This window comes from Bacteroides sp. 1001302B_160321_D4, assembly GCF_015667765.1.
GTDB lineage: Bacteria > Bacteroidota > Bacteroidia > Bacteroidales > Bacteroidaceae > Bacteroides > Bacteroides xylanisolvens.
In genome coordinates this window covers 1-20224 of the sequence record NZ_JADPLO010000061.1, presented here as the reverse complement: position 1 = coordinate 20224, position 20224 = coordinate 1, and the positions used below count along the sequence as shown (strand labels likewise).

The following is a 20224-nucleotide window of genomic DNA, read 5'->3' as shown; positions in this document are numbered from 1 at the left end:
GAAAGTATATTCTTAATTATCTGTCTACTAACTGATAATATCAAGTTTAAATATAAAAAATATACTTAGAAATTTGCTCAATACTATCAAATTTGATATCTTTGAAATAAATTCTAAGTAAAATGAGTAATATAATATCTAAATATAAAGAAACAGGCATGATAAGCATAGATCAACCAGTAGGATATAACACCATGAAATCCCGTCTTTACAACTGGAAAAAGCGAGGTTTGTTATCACATATTCGCCGGGGAGTATATTTGCCGGCTAACATACAGAACAAGTATCAGATAGCTTGCAATTCCGTTGATAATGGTTGCCTAGCTTATCATTCTGCATTAGAGTTCTATATGTTACAGACACAGGAATTTAACTGGCTTTATGTGCACAGTTCTACTCCCTTCCGGTCTTTTGAGTACCTGAACCAGCGTTATGTATATAAGCCTTTGCAGTTTATATACAAACCATTGGTTACAAAAAAAGATACCGGCTATCCTATCACGGTTACATCAATCAGCCAAACCATAATTGACTGCTTAAACAATATAGGCTTAGCCGGTGGCATTGAAGAACTGTTATTTGCCTTAATCGAGGTTGATCCGGATTCCGTAATAGAAGAAGATATGTTAGAATGCCTGAAGCTATACCAAAAGAAAAGCCTGTATCAACGTACAGGATTCATCCTGTCCCAGCTTCAGGAACAACTAAACCTATCGGATATGTTCTTCGATGTATGTAAAAAGAAGATGGGTAATACAACAAGTTACCTTACAAATCCTTCCCGTTGTGATACCTATTTCAAGGAATGGAATGTATGTGCGCCTAAAGATGTAATGAAAGAAATAGAGAAAGGAGTATATTATGAGTTTTGATTATACACAAGAAGAAATCACTAGACTAGCAAAAGAAAATAATTTTACGGTTGCTGGAATAGAGAAAGTTATGCGATTATCCAATATCCTCAATGACCTTAACAATCAGCCGGAGTTTAGCGGTAAATTGTTACTGAAGGGGGGAACGGCTATAAACCTGCTTGTTTTCGATCTTCCCCGGCTTTCTGTCGATCTGGATCTTGATTTCTCTAAAAACGTATCTAAAGAGGATATGTTAGCGGAGAGAGAACAAATCAACAAGGCTTTAGATAGCTATTTCCAGCAGAACGGGTATAGGAAGACCGAAAGAAGTAATTTTACCCTAGATTCTCTCTCTTTGCACTATAATACGGTGACAGGAAGCGGAGATAAGATAAAACTAGATATAAACTATCATAATCGATCCCATATATTCAAACCGGAAGTTAAATCTATTGAGTTTCCCTTCATCAGAGAGAACAAGACTTCATTTGTAGTAAACTACGTCAATCCTATCGAATTGTTTGCAGGAAAGATAAAGGCGTTCTATGAAAGATGTAAGCCTAGAGATATATATGACCTCTTCTCCCTTGCATCCTCTGATATATTGACGAGCAAAGAAGAAAGGGATCTTTTAAGGAAATCCATTGTTTTTTACTCTTCTCTTGGCAATCCGGAGAATAAGGAAATGTTAAAGGCTGATCCAAAACAAAGCATAGAGAATGTGACCTTTACGGAGATAAGGCAGCAGCTACTTCCGATGATGCATACCAACAGCGGAAAATATCCCATGCAGGAGATCAACGATAAGGTGGCTGATTTCGTATCTTCGCTAATGAAATTAGAGCCTTCAGAGGAACTGTACCTGTCAAACTTCTACGCTGGGAAATATAAGCCGGATCTTTTGTTTTCTGATAAGGAGATCCTGAATAACATACAGGATCATCCTATCATCATAAGAACACAGCAACAAATAACCGATTCTATTTTTTCAGATTCAATAAAAAAAAACGATTTTACCCGGATCGCCGGGCTGAAGGATGAAGGGTATATCCCTTCCCCTAAAATAATAGACGAGCTGAAAAAATCCGCACCGGCTCCAACAATGATAGCAGTCCAGAAGATCTTCGGTCTGTCCTCTGACGCTCCCGGATTAAGCAACATCAAACTAGCCCAAAGCGATAATGTAGGGCTAGGTAAAGATAAAAGTAATAACCTAAAAATCTGACGTTATGAAAGTAGACTTTGACAAACTGAAAAGGGATGTTTCCCTTCCGGAGTTTTTTCTCTATTTAGGCTGGAAGTTTGTTTCCGGATCTTCCAACTCGTCCCCTAAGATGAGCAACGGATCCGATACCGTTATTATCAAGAAGAATAGTAAGGATTACTATACCTATTGGGACGTTCACGGAGAAGCACGAGGAAAGACTATCATAGATCTAATGCAGAAGCATATCTACGACCAGACCGGGAGAATGCCTAGCCTGCGAGAAGCCGGGGAAGCCGTTCAGAACTATGTAAACAATAAAGAAGTCGTATTATCTCAAGATAGCCGGTTTGGAGTTAGCAACGCAAAACTAGATCCTAATCAGCTGGCGTTCCTGAACAGCCAACTGAAACCCTATCAAGGGGATTTCTTGCAAAAGAGAGGAATTACTCAAGATACACTATCTTCACCGGTATTTTCCGGGGTATTCACCTCTAGGGAACACCGGAAAGATGGAAAAGTCTATAATAATACCTGTACCAGACTTATTAACCAAAACGGCTTTCAGGGTATTTCCCAAAGGGGGATAAGACCTGAAGACGGCAAGAGCTTCAAAGGCATATCAGGCAACAAATACGATAGTATCGTAGTGTCTAAGCATGACAAGACAAGACCAATAGAGCATATATATATCAGTGAAAGCATGATCGATGCTGCGTCCCATTATCAAATGAAGCTTCTGAATACCGAAAAGAACATCTTATATATCAGCACTGAAGGGAACATCACACAGGGACAAATGGGCGTTATAAAGCTGCTCCTGTCAAAGCAAAATATTAATAATATAACCGATCAGGTTACTTATATATTTGACAATGATAGCAACGGCTATAAATATGCGCTGAAGCTAGATACATTCTTAAAAGGTCAAGAGTTACCCAATATTGAAGGTCTGCCAGTTGAAGAACTGAAGGATAAAGTTCTTCAACTGCCTAACGTGGAGTTATCGGTAAACAGTGATTGGAACGATGATCTACAAGCATCCATATCAAAAGGCAAGGAATGTGAGTTCCAAGATGCCATAAAAAAAAACGATTTTACCCGGATCGCCGGGCTGAAGGATGAAGGGTATATCCCTTCCCCTAAAATAATAGACGAACTGAAAGGATCCGCACCGGCTCCAACGATGATAGCAGTCCAGAAGATCTTCGGTCTGCTCTCTGATACTCCCGGACTAAGCGACATAAAGCTAGCCCAAAATGATAGGCAAACAATCGGGAAAAATATTGAGCAGGCATTATAATTTTTCCAAAATAACAATAACCAAATTTGGTTATTGTATTAAGAGTCATTATTTTTGCCAAAACAAAATTATAGTCCTATGAATATAAAATATGAAAAATACTTGTCAATGGAAGATGTTCCGGCAGGTAAGATATTGGATGTAATCCTTAAAAAAAGGAATATATCTCAAAAAAAGTTAGCGCATATGTCAAATGAATATCCGCAACGTATTTGTGACTATATAAAAGGGGAACGAAAATTCACTATAAAAGCCTCCATTTCAATAGAAAAAGCGTTAAACATAAACATTGAAGGCTTTTTCTTTAAAATACAAGCCAACCATGACATATATACCTTCATAATGAAAGAAGAGCGAAAGAAACATCCTGACTTATCTAAACTAAGTAAAGGATTATTTTGGGACACACGAATAGATAAGATAAATTGGATAAGGAACAAGGAATGGGTTATACAACGGGCTTTTGAATATGGCAACGATATCGAGATCAAGGAGATTATTCGGTTCTATGGAATAGAAACCATAAAACAAGTCATTCCCAACATAAAAAACAAATGGAATAGTAACACAAGAAACGATAACTATCAAAAATACATTCTATGAACTTACATTATGAAACTGTTTCTCCTTTATTAAAAGAAACTCTGCAAAAGCTGGTCAATAGTCCTATTTTTAAAGATTTCACGCTTATAGGTGGAACCTGTTTGAGCCTACAACTAGGACATCGAAGATCTATTGACATAGATTTATTCACTGATATAGATTATGGAACCATGAATACAAAAGAAATGAAAGAGTTTATTCAAAGGAGTTTTCCATATTCCGAGAATACAGATTCTCTGGACACATCAGCTTTAGGATATACACTATACATGGGGGACTCCCCTATAGACAAAATTAAAGTCGATTTTTTCTATACTGAAAAATTTATTTTCCCCATACAAGAAATCGACCACATACGAATAGCAGACATACGGGAAATAGCAGCCATGAAACTATCTGCCATTACAGAAGAAGAACCAAGACAAAAAGACTTTTGGGATATCCACGAACTAAATGAAAAATATTCATTCAAAGATATGATCGACTGGGGAATAAAAAGGAACGAATGGAGTGTTACAGAGGAAGGTATATTAAATGGGTTTCAAAAAATAGATTCTGTAAAAGAATCACCTGAAGGAATAGATTGCTTCAAGGGTAACTACTGGTCATTAGTAAAAGATGATTTAAAAGAAATGGTAGATCAATATCTAAAAGAAAAAGACTTTTTTCTTGCCATAAAAAAAAATGACTTTGCACAGATCTCTTTCCTAAAGGATGAAGGATATATCCCTTCTCCGGAAGCGATAAACAACCTGAAAGGATCCGCACCGGCTCCAACGATGATAGCAGTCCAGAAGATCTTCGGTCTGCCCTCTGATGCTCCCGGATTAAGCAACATCAAACTAGCCCAAAGCGATAGCAAAGAACTAGGATTAAACACAGAAAAAAGTATCTAAACACAGATTTTTTCCGAAAGTATAATAACGGGATCAAACAACCGGCTACCGGAGTACCCATGCAGGAATATATCTTTCCAGCTGGTAAGTGCTTGCACCTATCAGCCGGAAAGGTTTATTCCGGGTACTCCTTTTCCGACTGTTCGGATCGGTGAAAGTCATTCGGTTTACCGGATGGCTCACCGAACCGATCAATCGGAAAATAGCCTACCTTATTCGGGTGGGTGGGCATTATGCGTTAAGGATTGAAGCGTTTACCATGTAGAAGCGGAAAGCCTGACCGAAGGGAACGCCTAAAACATAAATATCATTTTGCTACTCTCCTACTCCATTTTATAGCTGGACCTGTCCTTATGCTCAACTGTGGCAATATCATTTTGTAATAACCGGCTAGCTGTTTTTATGGTGTAACGCTCCGATATTGCTTTCTTTTTGATAGATATGCAAATGCAAGAAGCCCCCCGGCGAAAACCCCGCCGGAGGCAATTGTAGAAAGTCTGTGTATCGTTTCCACAAAATGTGGAAATGATACACAGATAACAGTTCTTCAATAAATATATGTGTTTTTTGTATGCTTTTGATTATCAGGTATATATGACTTGTTTGTTTGGCACAATGTTTGTTCTTTGTCTTTCAGAAACCATATGTTAAATATTTAAATAGATTGGATTATGAAAAAGGTATTATTTGCAGTAGCACTTGTTATGGGATTGGGTAGTTCAGTGGCATTCGCCGGCAACATGGTATCGGATGTTGAGATTGTGGTAATGGTGAACGATTATAAGCCAATCGAGGTAAAGGATCTGCCGCAGGCGGTTCAGGACACGATCAAGAAGGATTTCGCAGACCTGACAATCAAGGAAGCCGCAGTTGAGGAAAGCGAGGAAGGCACAAAGACCTACAAGGTGACATTTACCGATGCAGAAGGCACGGACAGCGAAGTGTTCTTCAACGAGAAGGGCGAAGTCCTGAAATAAAGCAAATGAACAGCAAAAAGAGAATTCAATTAAACTGTGTCAGCAAAATTAATATTTTATTGCTTTGCTGACACAGTTTGTTTTACAGCCCCTCCGGTTCCGGTGACTTGTAAGGCTTGAAAGCAACCCGAACCTCCTTATGCTCATCGATGACGAAAGTCTGCTCCGGCTCCACAGAACGAATAATGACGCCATTGACTTTCCAATACATGATTGTCCATGATTTGGAATGGGTAGCACGAAAATGCACCGTTGTGCCTTTCGCTATTTCAGCCGGAGAGATCAATTCTCCTATCTTTTCCGCAGCCGTATTTTCCAACTCCGGTTTAGCCGAAAGCTGACCTTCACCCTGATCCACACCAAATGCCAGCACTACTTTTTCCACTGCGGGAGGAAGAGGAGGATCTTCATCATTGTCACAAGAAACCGCAAATAGCGTAAGCCCATACAACAAAACAACGACAAAAGAGAGATAACCGATCTGTCTCATTAAGCCGGTTTCTTTTTTTTCCATAGCAGTTTTCATAAGCTTATTTTTTGTTTACCCTACGCAAAGATAACAATTTGTTGGCTAAAAGGGGTTATTAAATATAGTGTTTATCACTTAATGATTTAAGGTTAATATCCTGTAGGTTGCAGGGAGAACAAACGGGAACAGCCGTTCCCGCCCCTTTCGGATTGTATGCCAGCACCCCTAAAAAATGCCTTGTCAAAGACAAGTAGTAACACGCCTGTGTTACGTTTTCGACTTTTCAGCCGTCCGACCGCCACCCCGTCCGATTTGACTTGCCTTTGAGGTTATATATGCAAATGCAAGAAGCCCCCCCGGCGAAAACCCCGCCGGAGGCTTTTACAATTCAAAGGGAGGTGTTTAGAAATAGACGTTCAACATAAGGTATAGTAATGCGTTCTTATCCTTAGTGTCGTGGTGTTCAAGCTCGAATTGAATCTTGTCCTCACGAGCGAGCCAGCCTATCGCACTGGCGACTTCCAGATCATTGAACCCTGTCAATTCCTTTACTTCCTGCAAATTCCATTTCCGGTGTACGTCTGTGCTTAATAAGCGCCAGAGTTTCCCTGCGTTCTCTCTGATGATGTGCTTATCCATACCTGTATTTTTTATAAGTTTATAAATGGTTTCAAATGGATAATGAAAAGCACTTTTACATCAATAGTGTTACGCACTGCAAACATTCCAGCGTTTATCGTTTATCCTTTTGATACGTTGTATCACTCTTTCCTGATATACAGCAAACCGTTTCGCCGTTCGATGTATATCTTATTCTCACGTGCGAGCCACCCGGCGGCGAGTGCGGTTTCATCAGCCGCAAGATTTAGCCTTCTCGCAAGCTCGGCAATGGTTATAAGTCCGGTTTCGCCTAATTTTTCTAAGATGATCCCGGCTTTAAATCCTATATTTGCTTTTTCCATGATAAAGTTTATATTTTAATGGTTCAAAAATATGTATATATTTTATTATTCAAAGCATGTAGAAATACAAATTAGAATTTACCCCCCCCGTTAATAGATTTTAACAATATGAATATTACGTTCTATTCATTCCATTTTGCGGATGAAAAGAACTTTACAATTCTATCTTATAGGGGGTTAATTTAGTAATACCTTGAATTCAAATCACAGAGAAGTGAATAGACAGTATTACCCGACAGAGCAACTACGACAAAGCAATGCCATCAAAAAAAATGACAGCACACACAAAGCATAGACTGATTGTCTTGCCCTAAAAGATTGATTGGAATTTATTCAGGACTGCCTATCACTTAGATAGAAGTCCAAGGTCTGCTGAAATACATAATTCAAAAATTGAAATTGCTTGACTGCAAATTTAGTAACTTTGCTTGACAAATTAACGAGAAAGAAGAGAAAATGAAAGCCGACCGCATAACATCACCTATACGCAAGCAGGGGGTTCGTGCTTCGTAAGACAGGAAAGTGGTAAATTTAAAGTTCAGTTCATCGTAGGTAGCTTAGTGGTAAAAATCCCTGCCTGCGTATAGCTGCAAACCGTTGTTAGCAATCCGCTGCGCTCCTTGCTAACAATGGCTCGGCGACTTACGTCGCTTGCCGTAAGCCGCCGCTTCGCGGACTGCTTACAACAAGCGACTTGGCTAAATAGCTCCGCTTTTGTATCTTCGATACAGCTTCGCTACTTCGCCAATTCGCCGAGCCATTGTTATGGGCCATTTTTGAATGACAATGCGAATAGATACAGACAAACAAATGAATTTACTTAGTGATAAGAACGTTGCAATAATTGGTGGTGGACCCGTTGGACTGACTATGGCAAAATTATTACAGCAAAACGGCATAGACGTTTCAGTTTACGAAAGAGACAACGACCGAGAGGCAAGAATTTTTGGTGGAACCCTTGACCTACACAAAGGTTCAGGTCAGGAAGCAATGAAAAAAGCGGGATTGTTACAAACTTATTATGACTTAGCCTTACCAATGGGTGTAAATATTGCTGATAAAAAAGGCAATATTTTATCCACAAAAAATGTAAAGCCCGAAAATCGATTTGACAATCCTGAAATAAACAGAAATGACTTAAGGGCTATCTTGTTGAATAGTTTAGAAAACGACACGGTTATTTGGGATAGAAAACTTGTTATGCTTGAACCTGGTAAGAAGAAGTGGACACTAACTTTTGAGAATAAACCGAGTGAAACAGCAGATTTGGTTATTCTTGCCAATGGCGGGATGTCCAAGGTAAGAAAATTTGTTACCGACACGGAAGTTGAAGAAACAGGTACTTTCAATATACAAGCCGATATTCATCAACCAGAGATAAACTGTCCTGGATTTTTTCAGCTATGCAATGGAAACCGGCTAATGGCATCTCACCAAGGTAATTTATTATTTGCTAACCCCAATAATAATGGTGCATTGCATTTTGGAATAAGTTTTAAAACACCTGATGAATGGAAAAACCAAACGCAGGTAGATTTTCAAAACAGAAATAGTGTCGTTGATTTTCTTCTGAAAGAATTTTCCGATTGGGACGAACGCTACAAAGAATTGATTCATACGACGTTGTCATTTGTAGGATTGGCTACACGGATATTTCCTTTAGAAAAGCCTTGGAAAAGCAAGCGCCCATTACCCATAACAATGATTGGGGATGCCGCACATTTGATGCCGCCTTTTGCAGGGCAGGGAGTAAATAGTGGGTTGGTGGATGCCTTGATATTGTCTGATAATCTAGCCGATGGAAAATTTAATAGCATTGAAGAGGCTGTTAAAAATTATGAACAGCAAATGTTTATCTATGGCAAAGAAGCACAAGAAGAATCAACTCAAAACGAAATTGAAATGTTTAAACCCGACTTTACGTTTCAGCAATTGTTAAATGTATAAAATGGAATAAAACGGCACATAACAAACAAATTGGCAATAGAGCCGGTGAAGTACTTCTATTGAACTTTTGTGCAATGTTGAAGATTAGTAATTCTATTCAACATTTGTGCTAAAAGTCGGCTCCATCGCCAATTTGCCAGCCGTTATGCGGCAGCTTAAAAAAAGACGACACCAAACCAAAAAAATCATCTTGACAACCACCCGACTTTGAACTACGAAGGATGAAATTTTTCAGGGACAACTTCCAGCATTTCCAAAAAACAGTTTAACCATTGACTTGGAGACAAACAAACAATTTGAGCATTAAGGTTTAAACCGAATTTTTCCGAAATTGACCTGACCTGACTTTTCCTGAAAATCGACTTTAAAGCTGTTTTTACAGATAAATCAGGTTTCTCTAACAGACAGGAAATAAATGCTAAGTATTTGGCTTTAAACTTAAAATCAAAAAATAAGTGTTTTCTTTTAATGTTTAACAGGGCTGATTTGACAGTTGGCGGTGGCAAGAAACTTTCAGGACCTACCTCATAGACAAGTTTCAAATCAAAAAAAGTATGATAGAAAACGGTATATGGATTGTAAAGCTTCCTCGAAAATAACTTTTGTGTAGGTTCTAATTGAAGGACAATGGAACCTCCCAGAAAATTTCCAAGACTCTCAAACATCAGGATTTTGAAAATATCGGAAGTAATGCCATAAGGAATATTTGACACCACTTTGAAAGGAAATTTCGGAACTGCAAAATTCCTAAAATCACAACCGACAACTTGAACATTTCGGGCATCAGAAAATAATTTTCGTAAATGTTCAACCAAAGCTGTGTCGTTTTCAATAGCAACAACATTGTTGGCGATTTTTAATAAATGAACAGTAAGAAACCCCTTGCCTGCCCCAATATCTAAAACCGTATCCTGATTACTTATATTTGCTTGTCTTATTGCATCTTTTATTAGCACTTTATCAATAGTAAAGTGCTGACCCGTAAAACGAACGGGCAATTTCTTTTTTGTCATTAGTAACTTCTTACAGGTGAATACTGAAAAACAACGCTCTGAAACATTCCCTGTCACCGTTAAACAGGCACAAATATCTCCCCTTTACATCCTCAAAGAGGATATAATACAGGCAGGAATTAACCCCGAATTTATTTGTTCTGATGATCTTTGCATGGCTTAATCTTTGGCGTACTTGCTTTTCCGTCAGCCCTTCGATGTATATCAACCCTTTCATGTTCTCCATTTGTCCGGGTGTGATCTTGAGCGAGCTTAGTAGTTCGTTTAGGTCAAACAGCTTAGGAGTGTTTGACAAGCAGTTTAGGGACTGTTTTCGCTGTGTCTTTTCCATTGCCATAAGGTTTTCGCTTGTGCCCTACACCAAGCCAATAAACATAAAAAAAGCGGAAGGGCATTCGCCTATCCGCAAGCGAGGGAATCCAAGCCCTATACACACAAACAGGAGATACCCCCCGCATATCACGGGGAGCATTTATCTGTTTCTCTGTGTATAATGCAATTTTTGGACTTTTCGCTTGCACAGAAATCAGCTAAACGCTTTTTTTCTTCAATATGTAAAAACACGGTCGGTTTACGACTGCACAAAAATAACAATTTCCCTATAAAAATGTTTCCTATTTAGAATAATTTTTTCTTGTTTATCAGATAAACAACAAGCTACATTTCTATATACTCAATATTTTCCAAACCATATAACGGGATGATATTCCGAAAGAACACATCTATTGCTAGAGGATGGTTTTGAAAAGCAAGAAAAGATTTCCCCGCTACGGATTCCAGCCGGTAAATGGTCACTTCATCTTCTTCCCCAAACTGTTTCCTTAACTTATCATTGATCGTTTTCTGCATCTTAGACATAAGTTTAACCACCGTAACAGGATTCCAACGATCCATTTCTACAGTCACCTGCTTACTGTCGGAAAAAATAGAAATGCTTTTCTCAATTCCTTTAGAAGCTATATAGTAAGAAAAGAACAAAAGAGCTTCTATGCCGTTTTTGCCTACGTACAGATTGATCCTAGCGTTTCTCTCCTGCGCTTTCTTGCAGACATGCGCACAAAGGATAGGATTAGAAGAAGGCAGAAGATAAGAAGTATTCTGCTGCTCTGTCTGTCCTTCTAATATACTAAAGATAGCAGGATTCCAGCACACGTTTACGACATCAGAAGTTACATCTTCATATATCGCTGCACAGCAAATATCATTGTCAAACACGAGCTGATACTCTTTACTTTCCGGGTTGAACTGGTAAAAGTTCCGGATCTTATGCGCACTCTTCAGTTCAAAAAGGAAATAGCCCTCGTTATTTGAAACCTTTCTCACCTTCCGGATCTCCGTTTTTCCTTCAGTAATATCAAAGAGATAAGCTATCAGATCTTCTTTGCTACATACGTGATCAAAACTAAACTCCTTCAATTCCTCGCTTTCCGATTGCACCTGTACTTTCGCTTGGATGGATATAGATAATTGAAAAGCGCTAAGATCTTTGAAATCGAACAACTCCAAACAGGATATCTTGTTTCGTTCCGGTGAATAAATTATATACTCCCGGTCATTAATATAATACCGGTACATGAAATCGCCGGTTTCTAACGGCTGGTATGGATTTAAAACTTCGCTGTAGTTCATGATTAACTTGTTTTAAATTAAATGCAATTGGTTCGATATGTGTATTCATCAATCATATCATTACCGATAATATCAGGTAGCTCAAAAAATCTTGTAGCTGGGCAAACATGGGCTTCAATCTCTATGCAAAGACCGTCACCCGGCATATAGGCACAACCTACGCTATCGTTCCAGTTTATATGCTTTTGGGCTGCTTTAGCTACTTTATCGCAAGCTGATAAGTATTCAGCATATTTACTGTTTGCTCTTTTTATTTTTTTGAATAGTATATCGTTCATTTCCGATTCGTTATACGTTAATCTTCATCTTCAGGCATTAATTGTCCTGCTTCATAATAATACTGAGAACATATATCTGATACTTCATTAGATAAATAGTCCTGTATTTCCGAAATTTTATCCAACAGCTTATCACGAGTATCTATCTCTTCCGGATCAATACTGAACCCAGAATACTCCTCAAACGATTTTATCAATTCGCTTACGTTTTTGAAGCGATTTGCTTCCATACTAATTTGCTTCTTTTTTTTGCGCATTTTCTATTCAATTTTGTTATTAATATGATAATCCTTTATTTCGCTTTTTCTTTTTCTTGTTGTCCGGAAGATCTTCATCACCTTTCCGGTGCTTCCCTGATCCGTTATCTAAAGCCATTGACATGGCAACCGGGTACATATAGATAAGATCCTTCTCCCATTCGTGCGGATTACTCGCATAACACACGATAACCGGATCGATGGGTGTTGCTCTCTCCTGTTCTTTTCCCTGTTCCGGATTCTGCTCTTTTTGGAAGAAGTCTTGTATGTTCTGATAGGTTAATCTCCTTGATACATCAGAGCTTTTAAAGATTTCCGGAGTATCGACATTTGTAAGGGCAAAGGATATGCCGTATATCCCTTTACCGTTGACGTGCTCGATCAGATTTATATTATGCTCCGCTAGCCGGTCTTTAAAATCTTCATAGCTGGATGAACCATTAAGAACTGCAAAGATCTGGTTATACAGATAATGCTTTTGCTCGTCTGCGGTCATTTGTTTTCCGGCGAACAAAAGTTTCCCAAACCGGTACGATTCCGGAAGGGCTGTATCTTTCAGATAAAAGCCCCTATCAGGAATGCCATATACATAATGAGATTTCCCCTTGTCCGATACCAGACGCATATAATACCCTTCTTTTTCCAATCGATCCCGGAACTCTTTCATGTTGCCGCATTCCTGACGCAAACGATCCATGACGGAAAGTAACTCGTCCTTGAGTAATGGATTAAAGAACTTTCCTTTTGATAACATATCTAACATATTTTCGTATGTATCTTCCCCCAATATGATTTTCCATTCCGCATTAGTATAAGCCTTAGTCATATCAGGATTAATCGTTTTAAAGGTTTCCGACTGCCCTAGAAGATCCTTCACCCGTTCTTTTGCATTATGGCTGCGCAAAGCCTTGTGCAAAGCTGTGTCAAAGAAATATTGCCGGTACTGGGATTCTCCCAACGTCTTGTTCCGGGAAGACTTTCCTTTCTCCATAACTTCAAGCCCATGTTTAAGCTCTAGCTCTCGCATGATCTTTCCAGAACGTCCCTTGCTGTAACTATCAGAGATCCACAAGCCGTTTAAGTCTATCGTAGTGGCAAGTATATGTACATGTCGGTGGTCCTTATCATCGTTCTTTATGATGGTGTAGCAAGAATCACCGTATCCCATTCTTTCCAAATATTCTTTCGCTACTTCAGAAAACTTTTCGTCCGGAAGATCCTCCCCTATCGGGCTGCTAAGAATAAATTCTATATATGGTGATTTCACACGATCATTCAGACCAGCAACAAGGGACATATTACGATACATATTAATAAGAGAATCACCAGAAGAATTATATAATTCCCTAGCTACACCGCTTTCAATCTTCTTTAACTGATAATCGATTTTACGGTTTAATGCTTCTCCTACAAACGGGTCTTGTATCTCCGCTATCATATTAGTTTATCTGTTATTTGCTTCAACTCTTTAATGTACATCTCTATACTTTCCAATGAAAGACGAATATTTTCATCAACAGGTAAAGAGTTAACATGCTTTGCAAGTTGATTCAAATTAGTACCTATTTTTTTCAGTTCAAAGACGGTTTGAATATCCGCTTTTGAAGTTATCCTTTCCCCTAAAACAGATTTTCTTAAATACATAGAAAGTGTTACACCTTCAGCTTTAGCTCGTCTGAAAACCTGTTCCTTTTCTTCTTCAGAAAGACGTGCCCGAATAACTTTAGTTCTATTCTCTTTCATTCTATATTCCTATTCTCTATTCTAATGTATGTGAGTGAAACGAACATCACTCGTCAGCTCGGCTGTCGCAAGGTGGGTTTTGTAGCTACAAAACCACACCTTGCATATACAAAGATAGATAAAAATTATAAAGCACCAAAACTTTAAGATCTATACTTTCGGAAAAATCAACCCAAAGAACTGATTCCCTAATTAACCAAGTAACCAGATAACTTAACAAAAGGAAGAACTGAAAGCACGGCAACAAAAAAACAACTAGTTAGCTAGTTTATCAGAAAACTAATTAATCCATAAACTAATTAACTAATTAATAAATAAATCAAATAACTTATTAACTAGATAACTAATCTATTAATTGTATAATTAACCATTTAATTAACTAATTAGTTTATTAAATGGTTATGTAATAAGATTATTGGTTAATTATTTGTTAAACAAGCTGATTAATTTGTTAGTTAGATTATTAATTCATATATTGCGAAAAATTTAAACTCGTAACGTTATGGGAAAAATATTACCGGGTATATTCGTAGCATTCGAGAACCCAAAAGGTGGAACAGGTAAATCAACATTAACAGCCTTGTTCGCAGGATATGTACATGAGAGCCACGAGCAGACAGGTTTAACCATTGGCGTTGTCGATATAGACGATGCGCAAAATACAATGGGGGAGTTAAGAGCTTTCGATGAAGCACAACAGGAAGAGGATATAAAAGACGAGTATGAAGTAATGAGTATATCTTCATCAGACTTCATTAACAGCATAGAATTTCTCAAAGAAAGTTTCGATATAATAGTGGTTGACTTTCCGGGAAACTTGAAACAGGCAGGAGTAGTAGAAACCCTAATGATGATGGATGTGGTCATTATACCTTTTGCTCCTTCAAAAATCGAAGTATTGCACACTGTAAAGTTCTACAATTACTACAAGGAAAATATCTTATCTAAACGAGAAAGTCTAGGTTACAAAACAATAGTAAAAGGATTGCCTAACAAGGTAACACCTAATTTGCTTGAATATAAAGAGCTTATAGCAAACAAAGACAATTTACCTTTCGAGCTACTGAACAATCATATCAAGGAAAGCAAAGTTAATTACCAAAGAAACCTTTCTACGATAATAAACAACTATAATCACACCTGTGATGATTTCGGAGAAGAAATGATACAATTATTAATCAATTACGTTAAAAAATGAAATTATGGCTGAAGAAAAGAAAAATACAGGAAAACCCAAAACATCAATGTTCGCATTGGTACAGGCTGGTAAAGAAGAAGCTAAGAAAGTTCAAAGTATAAAATCTGTTTCATCACAACAGACTTCAGAAGAGAAAATTCCGGAAGTACAACCAGCAGCCAGCACCACAGAACCAGCTAAAGTTGTTGCTCCAGTACAAGAAGAAGAAATCATTCAGGAAAATGAGAATATGACAGAAGAACCTTCAGAATTTCCCGAATCATCTTTTCCTAAAGGTCTTTCTTTGCTTTTCGCTAAAAGAGAGATAATAGACACGGAAACGATAAAGATACCTAGAGAGTTCCATCAAGAACTTAAAATACTATCTACAATGTCAAAAGTTCCAATGATGCAAATGCTAGGAAATCTGCTTGAAGCATTTTTGGAAGAAAATAAGAAAGAAATAGCAAGCTATAAACGCAAATTCATAAACGGTACTTTAGGAAAAAAATAGCCATAAGGAAAGGTTGTTTTACCTTTCCTTATCATATTAATTAGTAAATCATTGACAATAGAAGACATGTAAATAATCAACTAAAAATATATATATGGGAATAATAAAAGTGCAATGCTCTTGCGGTATGCTATGGCTAAGTGAAACACTTGGCGGTTATGATACCATTTGCGACCATGACGGAAAGATTTGCGGTGCGGTCAACTACCAAGATGAACAGTTCCAAATCATTCAGCCGGAAGAATGCAAGAAGCACAAAAGGGACACAATGAAAGAACTCAAAGGGGCTTTGCAACAAGTTAAAATGGAAATAGGGTAGGGGATTTCCTACCTTACTTTCCATTAAGAGATAACCGGTTACTGGTTTTGTTTTGGTTCAACCCCAACAGAACGCAAATATTTATACAAAGTTCTCGTGGAGATATTGAGAATTGAAGCGATCTCTTTTGCTGAATAGAAGGGATCTTTTGACAGATACATTTTCTTTGCCTGCTCGGCTTTCTTTTTCGCTAAATCATTTAAGCCGGGCTTTCTTCCTCCTGTTCTTCCCTCACGTTTTGCGACTTCCCAACCTGCAACCGTTCTTTCTGTACGTAAAACCTGATCGATTTCTGCCAACATTGAAAATATCGGGATCAAAAGTTTCCCGGAAGGAGTGGACGTATCGATATTATGCGTTACATCGACAAGATGCGCTCCCTTATTCATTATTAGATCTACATTCGTCCGGATTTCCTTCATGGATCTGCCTAAACGATCCAACGACCAGACATATAAGATATCCCCAGTTCTAAGATCTTCTAATGCCCGGATTAATTCAGGACGTTCTTTAAACGCTGATTTTTTTTCTTGATAAATTTTCTCACAACCAGCCTTTTCTAATGCTTCCAATTGCAAAGCTGGATTCTGATCCGGAGTCGATACACGTGCATATCCTATCTTCATTATAATACGAGGATTTTAATTCTTCATTAAACATTTATTGAGGATTTCATTTTATACTAATTTACATTATTTAGCCAATCTAGAGCCTCCTGCAACGTATAGGCATATTCCGCATGATAAATATATGAAACTTCATCACCTTGCCTATATTCACGGTCATTGTCTGTTTCTCCTAGAATGTACTCCATGTTTGGAGTTCCTAATCGATGCACACCTATACAATAGGTCAGATTTTCCACTCGCTGGCTTTTTTTAGTTGCTAAAAGAAATATCCTTTCTGTATCAATTGCCATATTATTACTCCTTTCTTATTATTTGAAATTATCGCAAATGGCTTATATTTAACCACCATCCATCAGTTTCTAGTACATTTTCCCTACTATTATTATCCTGTATAACTATATGATCATCATATAATCCATATGTATCACTACAGTCTGCACAAGTGAAGCCTATGGAAACATTGTACTTCATAAACAACTGAAGTAAATCTTTCTTCAAATCTTTAATATCATCATCAGTCATATCTATTATGCTTTTATCATTTTACTTTTTGTAAAGGTAGTAAAATAATTTAGTAAAACAATAAAGTAAAATGTGTTTTTTCTTGATACATGCCAAAAAAAACATTTTACTTAACGTATACCAAAAGTAAAACAGCTGTTGTTTCTCTTTCTCACCTCTGATTAAAGGAGATTGGAGAATTATTACTTTCCTCAAAATATGACAATTTGTCATGCCCGATAGTATTTTTCCGAAAGTATGATGATATAAGCTGAAGGAAAAATATCATTTTTCCGGTCATTTCTTCTGTCCCCCTTTGGGGGATTATAGGGGGTTTAGGTTTTTAGGTTATATTAAGAAATATGGTGTAGCCTTTTACACAGCTGGAAAAAATCACTTTTCATTAATTATCTAAAAATCAACACTTTATTTTTTTGCGATATCTTTAATATGGTGTAGTATTTTACACAGCTAAATTCAAAAGTGTAGTGTTTTACACAGCTAAATTTTCAAAAGTGTAGCATTCTACACAGCTGGAAACCTAAAAGTGTAGTATTTTACACAGCTGGAAACCCAAAAGTGTAGCATTCTACACAGCTGGAAACCTAAAAGTGTAGTGTTTTACACAGCTGGAAATGTTAACAGAATTGAAAAGTGTAGTGTTTTACACAGCTAGATAATCTTTTCCGGTTCAGGTGTCACAGTAGGTGGATTTTTAACTATAAATTCCTTTGGCTCACGTGTCACAGTCGGGGCATTACTAGTTAATCCAAACTCTTCAGGGGTTTTTCCAAATACCCGAAAGAAATTTTCCCTATATACTTCCTCTTTCAGTGCTTTGTTTTGTGGAGAATTAGCCCATGCCAAATAATCTTCATACAAGTTTCGATCAGATTTTATATCTTCAACTTTGTTAACCCGATCTCTGCCTACCGCACAATTAGGAAAAGCTAAACCAGCGTATCTCCATAACAGATCACTATAGAATCTTTGAGTAAACATAGCGGTATAGCGTTCATCAAAATAATCAAGCGTTTCTTGAGAAAATTCAAAATCTACCGTATATGCCCATTTATCATTAGCACCTTTAACGTACTTAAATTGAAAGTTGGTAAATCTCAAGTGTTCATTTATCCCCTTCAAAACTTTTGTTACATTTCTTTTCCTTTCCTTATTCTCTTCAAAATTGAGGTTGAACAACTTAGCCAACTGATCAACGGTTAATCTGTAACTAGGTGCATCTCCTGTTTTGATTTTATACTTAATAAGATATATCATTTTCGATAGTTCCAAATAGAAATATCGATATTTGGAAGGTAACTCTCTATAATCCTGACTTTCAATTAGATTATAGAGAGTATAAACAGAATCCTTTATCAGATTATTCAGAGTAGCACTATATAATCTTTTCGTTCCTTTCTTGGTTTTAAAATTTGTCCGGATTTCAAATTTGGTAAGGATCTGAATAAATATATATGAAGTGCCTTCGCTTGTAGAAACAGGATAAGACATATTTTCTAAGCCAAGTTTATAAAGGGCGGCTTCAAAAACGGTTTCTATGGGGTGGCTTATTTCCTCCCCGTTTATATCCTTACAGATATAATGAGGTGAGCGTTTTCCAAAAAGATCCTTCAGCTGTTCCTTAGATAGTTTTCTTTGAAGATTTGTCCGATTATAACCCATTTTATTACAAAAATCCTCTATTGAGAACCATGATTCACCAAATAGATCTCTAATATGATTCCCACAAAGGTAAATTATAATATCTAGCATTACACTACCGCCAGAATCATATAAGCGCTCAATTAGCCCAGAATTGTAACTTTCACTTAATAGGCGTGGAACCCGGCTTAATTCTTTTTCCATAATAAATTATCATTTATCCTTTTTCCGTAACTCTGACTGTACTTTTTTATCGTATGCTTCCCCTCTTGATACTAGATATTCAAATTTAACTGTATCATCTACAATCTTAACGTGGAAAATAAAGAATGCTCTATAATCTCCTATACGAATCCGATATACTGATTTATAGGCAATGAGTTTCTTGCAATTAGTAATTTCATCAATACCATTAGCATTCTTCACTTCCCGGATCATATCAAGGACAGAAGACAGAACTTTCCCTGATAATTTATCTACTGCCTTTAAAAATGGCTTTGAATATTCTACATTCATGATAAACCATATTTCTGTTCAAAGGCTTTTTGTTCGGCTTCACTAACCATGACATGCCCTTCAGGTTGATTCTTGGAAAGAAACGTATAAGTTGTTATATCTTCTAAATCATTAGCAGCGGAGATCAATAAGCCTTCCATAAAGGCTTTAGCTGATTTCCCTTCCTTAGCTGCTTGTACGGATAGCACAGTTATAACGTCTTCCGGCAGATCCAACAGTTTCTTTCTCTTATCAATTTGGGTGTTTGAGATTGTTGTTCCCATAATCATTTATGTTTTAAATTAATAATCTATATCTTTGCATGAATTAATCGCCCAACAAAGATATATAACATATACAATATATATAACATATATAAGTTATATAACATTCGATTTTTTGATACATTAAACTATATATACATTTTTTAATATTAAAGAAATGGATAAACTGACTTTGGAAGATTCTTTCCGCGAGCTTATTAAACAAAGAAAGTGGTATGTAAATTCCCTACGTTCACCTATTCAGGCGAAATATGATAAAGCGACCTTTCAAAAAGGGGGCAAAGTTCCTGAAGAACGAATCCGGGACTATTTAGCTGCCGCTGGTTGGAAATGTGTTCAGCCTGAATTATGGGAGAAAACATAAAAATTACAATATTTAACCACAAAATTTTTGCTGTTTTAAATATTTATTTGAATTTTGCATTCAATATAACGAACCTTTTTTTAAACTGAAGTTTTTTTCCTTTTTCAAGATCTATTTGCTACTTCAAAAATTCCGCTTTCTTTC

27 protein-coding genes are annotated in these 20224 nt (G+C 37.1%); 11 read left to right on the top strand and 16 right to left on the bottom strand.

Annotated elements, in window-relative coordinates; translation table 11 throughout:
- The first annotated feature begins 122 nt into the window (after positions 1 to 122).
- The 6 genes from KFO40_RS20125 to KFO40_RS20100 all read left to right on the top strand — a co-directional run bounded on the left by KFO40_RS20125 (position 123) and on the right by KFO40_RS20100 (position 5837).
- Positions 123 to 872: a hypothetical protein gene (locus KFO40_RS20125; protein WP_005783186.1), complete on the top strand. Its 750-nt coding sequence runs from the start codon at positions 123 to 125 to the stop codon at positions 870 to 872.
- Positions 862 to 2079: a nucleotidyl transferase AbiEii/AbiGii toxin family protein gene (locus tag KFO40_RS20120; RefSeq protein ID WP_227793936.1), complete on the top strand. Its 1218-nt coding sequence runs from the start codon at positions 862 to 864 to the stop codon at positions 2077 to 2079. The genes KFO40_RS20125 and KFO40_RS20120 overlap by 11 nt, the downstream gene beginning before the upstream one ends.
- A 4-nt stretch (positions 2080 to 2083) precedes the next feature.
- Positions 2084 to 3361, top strand: coding sequence for a toprim domain-containing protein (locus tag KFO40_RS20115; protein WP_005783182.1), 1278 nt, complete (start codon positions 2084 to 2086; stop codon positions 3359 to 3361).
- Between the two features lie 78 nt (positions 3362 to 3439).
- Positions 3440 to 3964 carry a transcriptional regulator gene (locus KFO40_RS20110; protein ID WP_032541952.1) on the top strand — a complete coding sequence of 175 codons (525 nt, stop codon included), beginning with the start codon at positions 3440 to 3442 and terminating at the stop codon, positions 3962 to 3964.
- On the top strand, positions 3961 to 4860 hold the full coding sequence (locus KFO40_RS20105; protein WP_050418582.1) for a nucleotidyl transferase AbiEii/AbiGii toxin family protein: 900 nt from the start codon (positions 3961 to 3963) through the stop codon (positions 4858 to 4860). The genes KFO40_RS20110 and KFO40_RS20105 overlap by 4 nt, the downstream gene beginning before the upstream one ends.
- A 671-nt stretch (positions 4861 to 5531) precedes the next feature.
- On the top strand, positions 5532 to 5837 hold the full coding sequence (locus KFO40_RS20100; RefSeq protein WP_005783170.1) for a hypothetical protein: 306 nt from the start codon (positions 5532 to 5534) through the stop codon (positions 5835 to 5837).
- A gap of 82 nt (positions 5838 to 5919) precedes the next feature.
- On the opposite strand, the gene KFO40_RS20095 is transcribed toward KFO40_RS20100, so the two are convergent.
- From KFO40_RS20095 to KFO40_RS20085, 3 genes are all read right to left on the bottom strand, one after another.
- Positions 5920 to 6363: a hypothetical protein gene (locus KFO40_RS20095; RefSeq protein ID WP_005783167.1), complete on the bottom strand. Its 444-nt coding sequence runs from the start codon at positions 6361 to 6363 to the stop codon at positions 5920 to 5922.
- A 345-nt stretch (positions 6364 to 6708) separates the two neighbouring features.
- Positions 6709 to 6945, bottom strand: a complete 237-nt coding sequence (locus KFO40_RS20090; RefSeq protein ID WP_005783165.1) for a winged helix-turn-helix domain-containing protein — start codon at positions 6943 to 6945, stop codon at positions 6709 to 6711.
- Positions 6946 to 7067: 122 nt separating this feature from the next.
- Positions 7068 to 7268 carry a winged helix-turn-helix domain-containing protein gene (locus KFO40_RS20085; protein ID WP_005783162.1) on the bottom strand — a complete coding sequence of 67 codons (201 nt, stop codon included), beginning with the start codon at positions 7266 to 7268 and terminating at the stop codon, positions 7068 to 7070.
- Between the two features lie 780 nt (positions 7269 to 8048).
- Here KFO40_RS20085 and tet(X) point away from each other — a divergent pair.
- Positions 8049 to 9215 carry a tetracycline-inactivating monooxygenase Tet(X) gene (tet(X), locus tag KFO40_RS20080; RefSeq protein ID WP_005783159.1) on the top strand — a complete coding sequence of 389 codons (1167 nt, stop codon included), beginning with the start codon at positions 8049 to 8051 and terminating at the stop codon, positions 9213 to 9215.
- Positions 9216 to 9427: 212 nt separating this feature from the next.
- Here tet(X) and erm(F) read toward each other — a convergent pair whose 3' ends face one another.
- The 7 genes from erm(F) to KFO40_RS20045 all read right to left on the bottom strand — a co-directional run bounded on the left by erm(F) (position 9428) and on the right by KFO40_RS20045 (position 14135).
- Entirely contained in the window at positions 9428 to 10228 is an 801-nt protein-coding gene (gene erm(F) / locus KFO40_RS20075; RefSeq protein ID WP_002682030.1) for a 23S rRNA (adenine(2058)-N(6))-methyltransferase Erm(F), read from the bottom strand.
- Between the two features lie 10 nt (positions 10229 to 10238).
- Positions 10239 to 10559, bottom strand: a complete 321-nt coding sequence (locus KFO40_RS20070; protein ID WP_032541962.1) for a hypothetical protein — start codon at positions 10557 to 10559, stop codon at positions 10239 to 10241.
- 326 nt (positions 10560 to 10885) lie between these two features.
- On the bottom strand, positions 10886 to 11857 hold the full coding sequence (locus KFO40_RS20065) for a hypothetical protein (protein WP_005783149.1): 972 nt from the start codon (positions 11855 to 11857) through the stop codon (positions 10886 to 10888).
- 17 nt (positions 11858 to 11874) lie between these two features.
- Positions 11875 to 12135, bottom strand: coding sequence for a hypothetical protein (locus tag KFO40_RS20060; RefSeq protein WP_005783148.1), 261 nt, complete (start codon positions 12133 to 12135; stop codon positions 11875 to 11877).
- A 17-nt stretch (positions 12136 to 12152) separates the two neighbouring features.
- Positions 12153 to 12365 (bottom strand): hypothetical protein, encoded by a 213-nt coding sequence (locus KFO40_RS20055; RefSeq protein WP_032581880.1) that lies wholly within the window; start codon positions 12363 to 12365, stop codon positions 12153 to 12155.
- 46 nt (positions 12366 to 12411) lie between these two features.
- Positions 12412 to 13830, bottom strand: a complete 1419-nt coding sequence (locus tag KFO40_RS20050) for a relaxase/mobilization nuclease domain-containing protein (RefSeq protein WP_005783146.1) — start codon at positions 13828 to 13830, stop codon at positions 12412 to 12414.
- A complete protein-coding gene (locus KFO40_RS20045; RefSeq protein ID WP_005783145.1) occupies positions 13827 to 14135 on the bottom strand; it encodes a plasmid mobilization protein in 309 nt (102 codons plus the stop codon). Before KFO40_RS20045 ends, KFO40_RS20050 begins: the two co-directional genes overlap by 4 nt.
- Before the next feature lie 502 nt (positions 14136 to 14637).
- On the opposite strand from KFO40_RS20045, the gene KFO40_RS20040 reads away from it, so the two are divergent.
- From KFO40_RS20040 to KFO40_RS20030, 3 genes are all read left to right on the top strand, one after another.
- Complete coding sequence (locus tag KFO40_RS20040; RefSeq protein WP_005783141.1) at positions 14638 to 15333, top strand: ParA family protein; 696 nt, start codon at positions 14638 to 14640, stop codon at positions 15331 to 15333.
- A 4-nt stretch (positions 15334 to 15337) separates the two neighbouring features.
- Complete coding sequence (locus KFO40_RS20035; protein WP_005783140.1) at positions 15338 to 15826, top strand: hypothetical protein; 489 nt, start codon at positions 15338 to 15340, stop codon at positions 15824 to 15826.
- Positions 15827 to 15920: 94 nt separating this feature from the next.
- Positions 15921 to 16145, top strand: a complete 225-nt coding sequence (locus KFO40_RS20030; protein ID WP_005783138.1) for a hypothetical protein — start codon at positions 15921 to 15923, stop codon at positions 16143 to 16145.
- 38 nt (positions 16146 to 16183) lie between these two features.
- On the opposite strand, the gene KFO40_RS20025 is transcribed toward KFO40_RS20030, so the two are convergent.
- The 6 genes from KFO40_RS20025 to KFO40_RS20000 form a co-directional block, all read right to left on the bottom strand.
- Entirely contained in the window at positions 16184 to 16771 is a 588-nt protein-coding gene (locus tag KFO40_RS20025) for a recombinase family protein (RefSeq protein WP_005783137.1), read from the bottom strand.
- 56 nt (positions 16772 to 16827) lie between these two features.
- On the bottom strand, positions 16828 to 17064 hold the full coding sequence (locus KFO40_RS20020; RefSeq protein ID WP_005783135.1) for a hypothetical protein: 237 nt from the start codon (positions 17062 to 17064) through the stop codon (positions 16828 to 16830).
- A gap of 28 nt (positions 17065 to 17092) precedes the next feature.
- Positions 17093 to 17296: a hypothetical protein gene (locus KFO40_RS20015; RefSeq protein WP_032541951.1), complete on the bottom strand. Its 204-nt coding sequence runs from the start codon at positions 17294 to 17296 to the stop codon at positions 17093 to 17095.
- A 651-nt stretch (positions 17297 to 17947) separates the two neighbouring features.
- The gene (locus KFO40_RS20010) at positions 17948 to 19141 is read right to left on the bottom strand and encodes a hypothetical protein (protein WP_005783131.1); all 1194 of its coding nucleotides are present in this window, start codon (positions 19139 to 19141) and stop codon (positions 17948 to 17950) included.
- Between the two features lie 9 nt (positions 19142 to 19150).
- Positions 19151 to 19453: a type II toxin-antitoxin system RelE family toxin gene (locus KFO40_RS20005; protein WP_005783129.1), complete on the bottom strand. Its 303-nt coding sequence runs from the start codon at positions 19451 to 19453 to the stop codon at positions 19151 to 19153.
- Entirely contained in the window at positions 19450 to 19716 is a 267-nt protein-coding gene (locus tag KFO40_RS20000) for a hypothetical protein (protein WP_065421929.1), read from the bottom strand. The genes KFO40_RS20005 and KFO40_RS20000 overlap by 4 nt, the downstream gene beginning before the upstream one ends.
- 157 nt (positions 19717 to 19873) lie before the next feature.
- Between KFO40_RS20000 and KFO40_RS19995 the strand changes: the two genes are divergently transcribed.
- Positions 19874 to 20080 carry a hypothetical protein gene (locus tag KFO40_RS19995; RefSeq protein WP_005783125.1) on the top strand — a complete coding sequence of 69 codons (207 nt, stop codon included), beginning with the start codon at positions 19874 to 19876 and terminating at the stop codon, positions 20078 to 20080.
- The last annotated feature ends 144 nt before the right edge of the window (positions 20081 to 20224 follow it).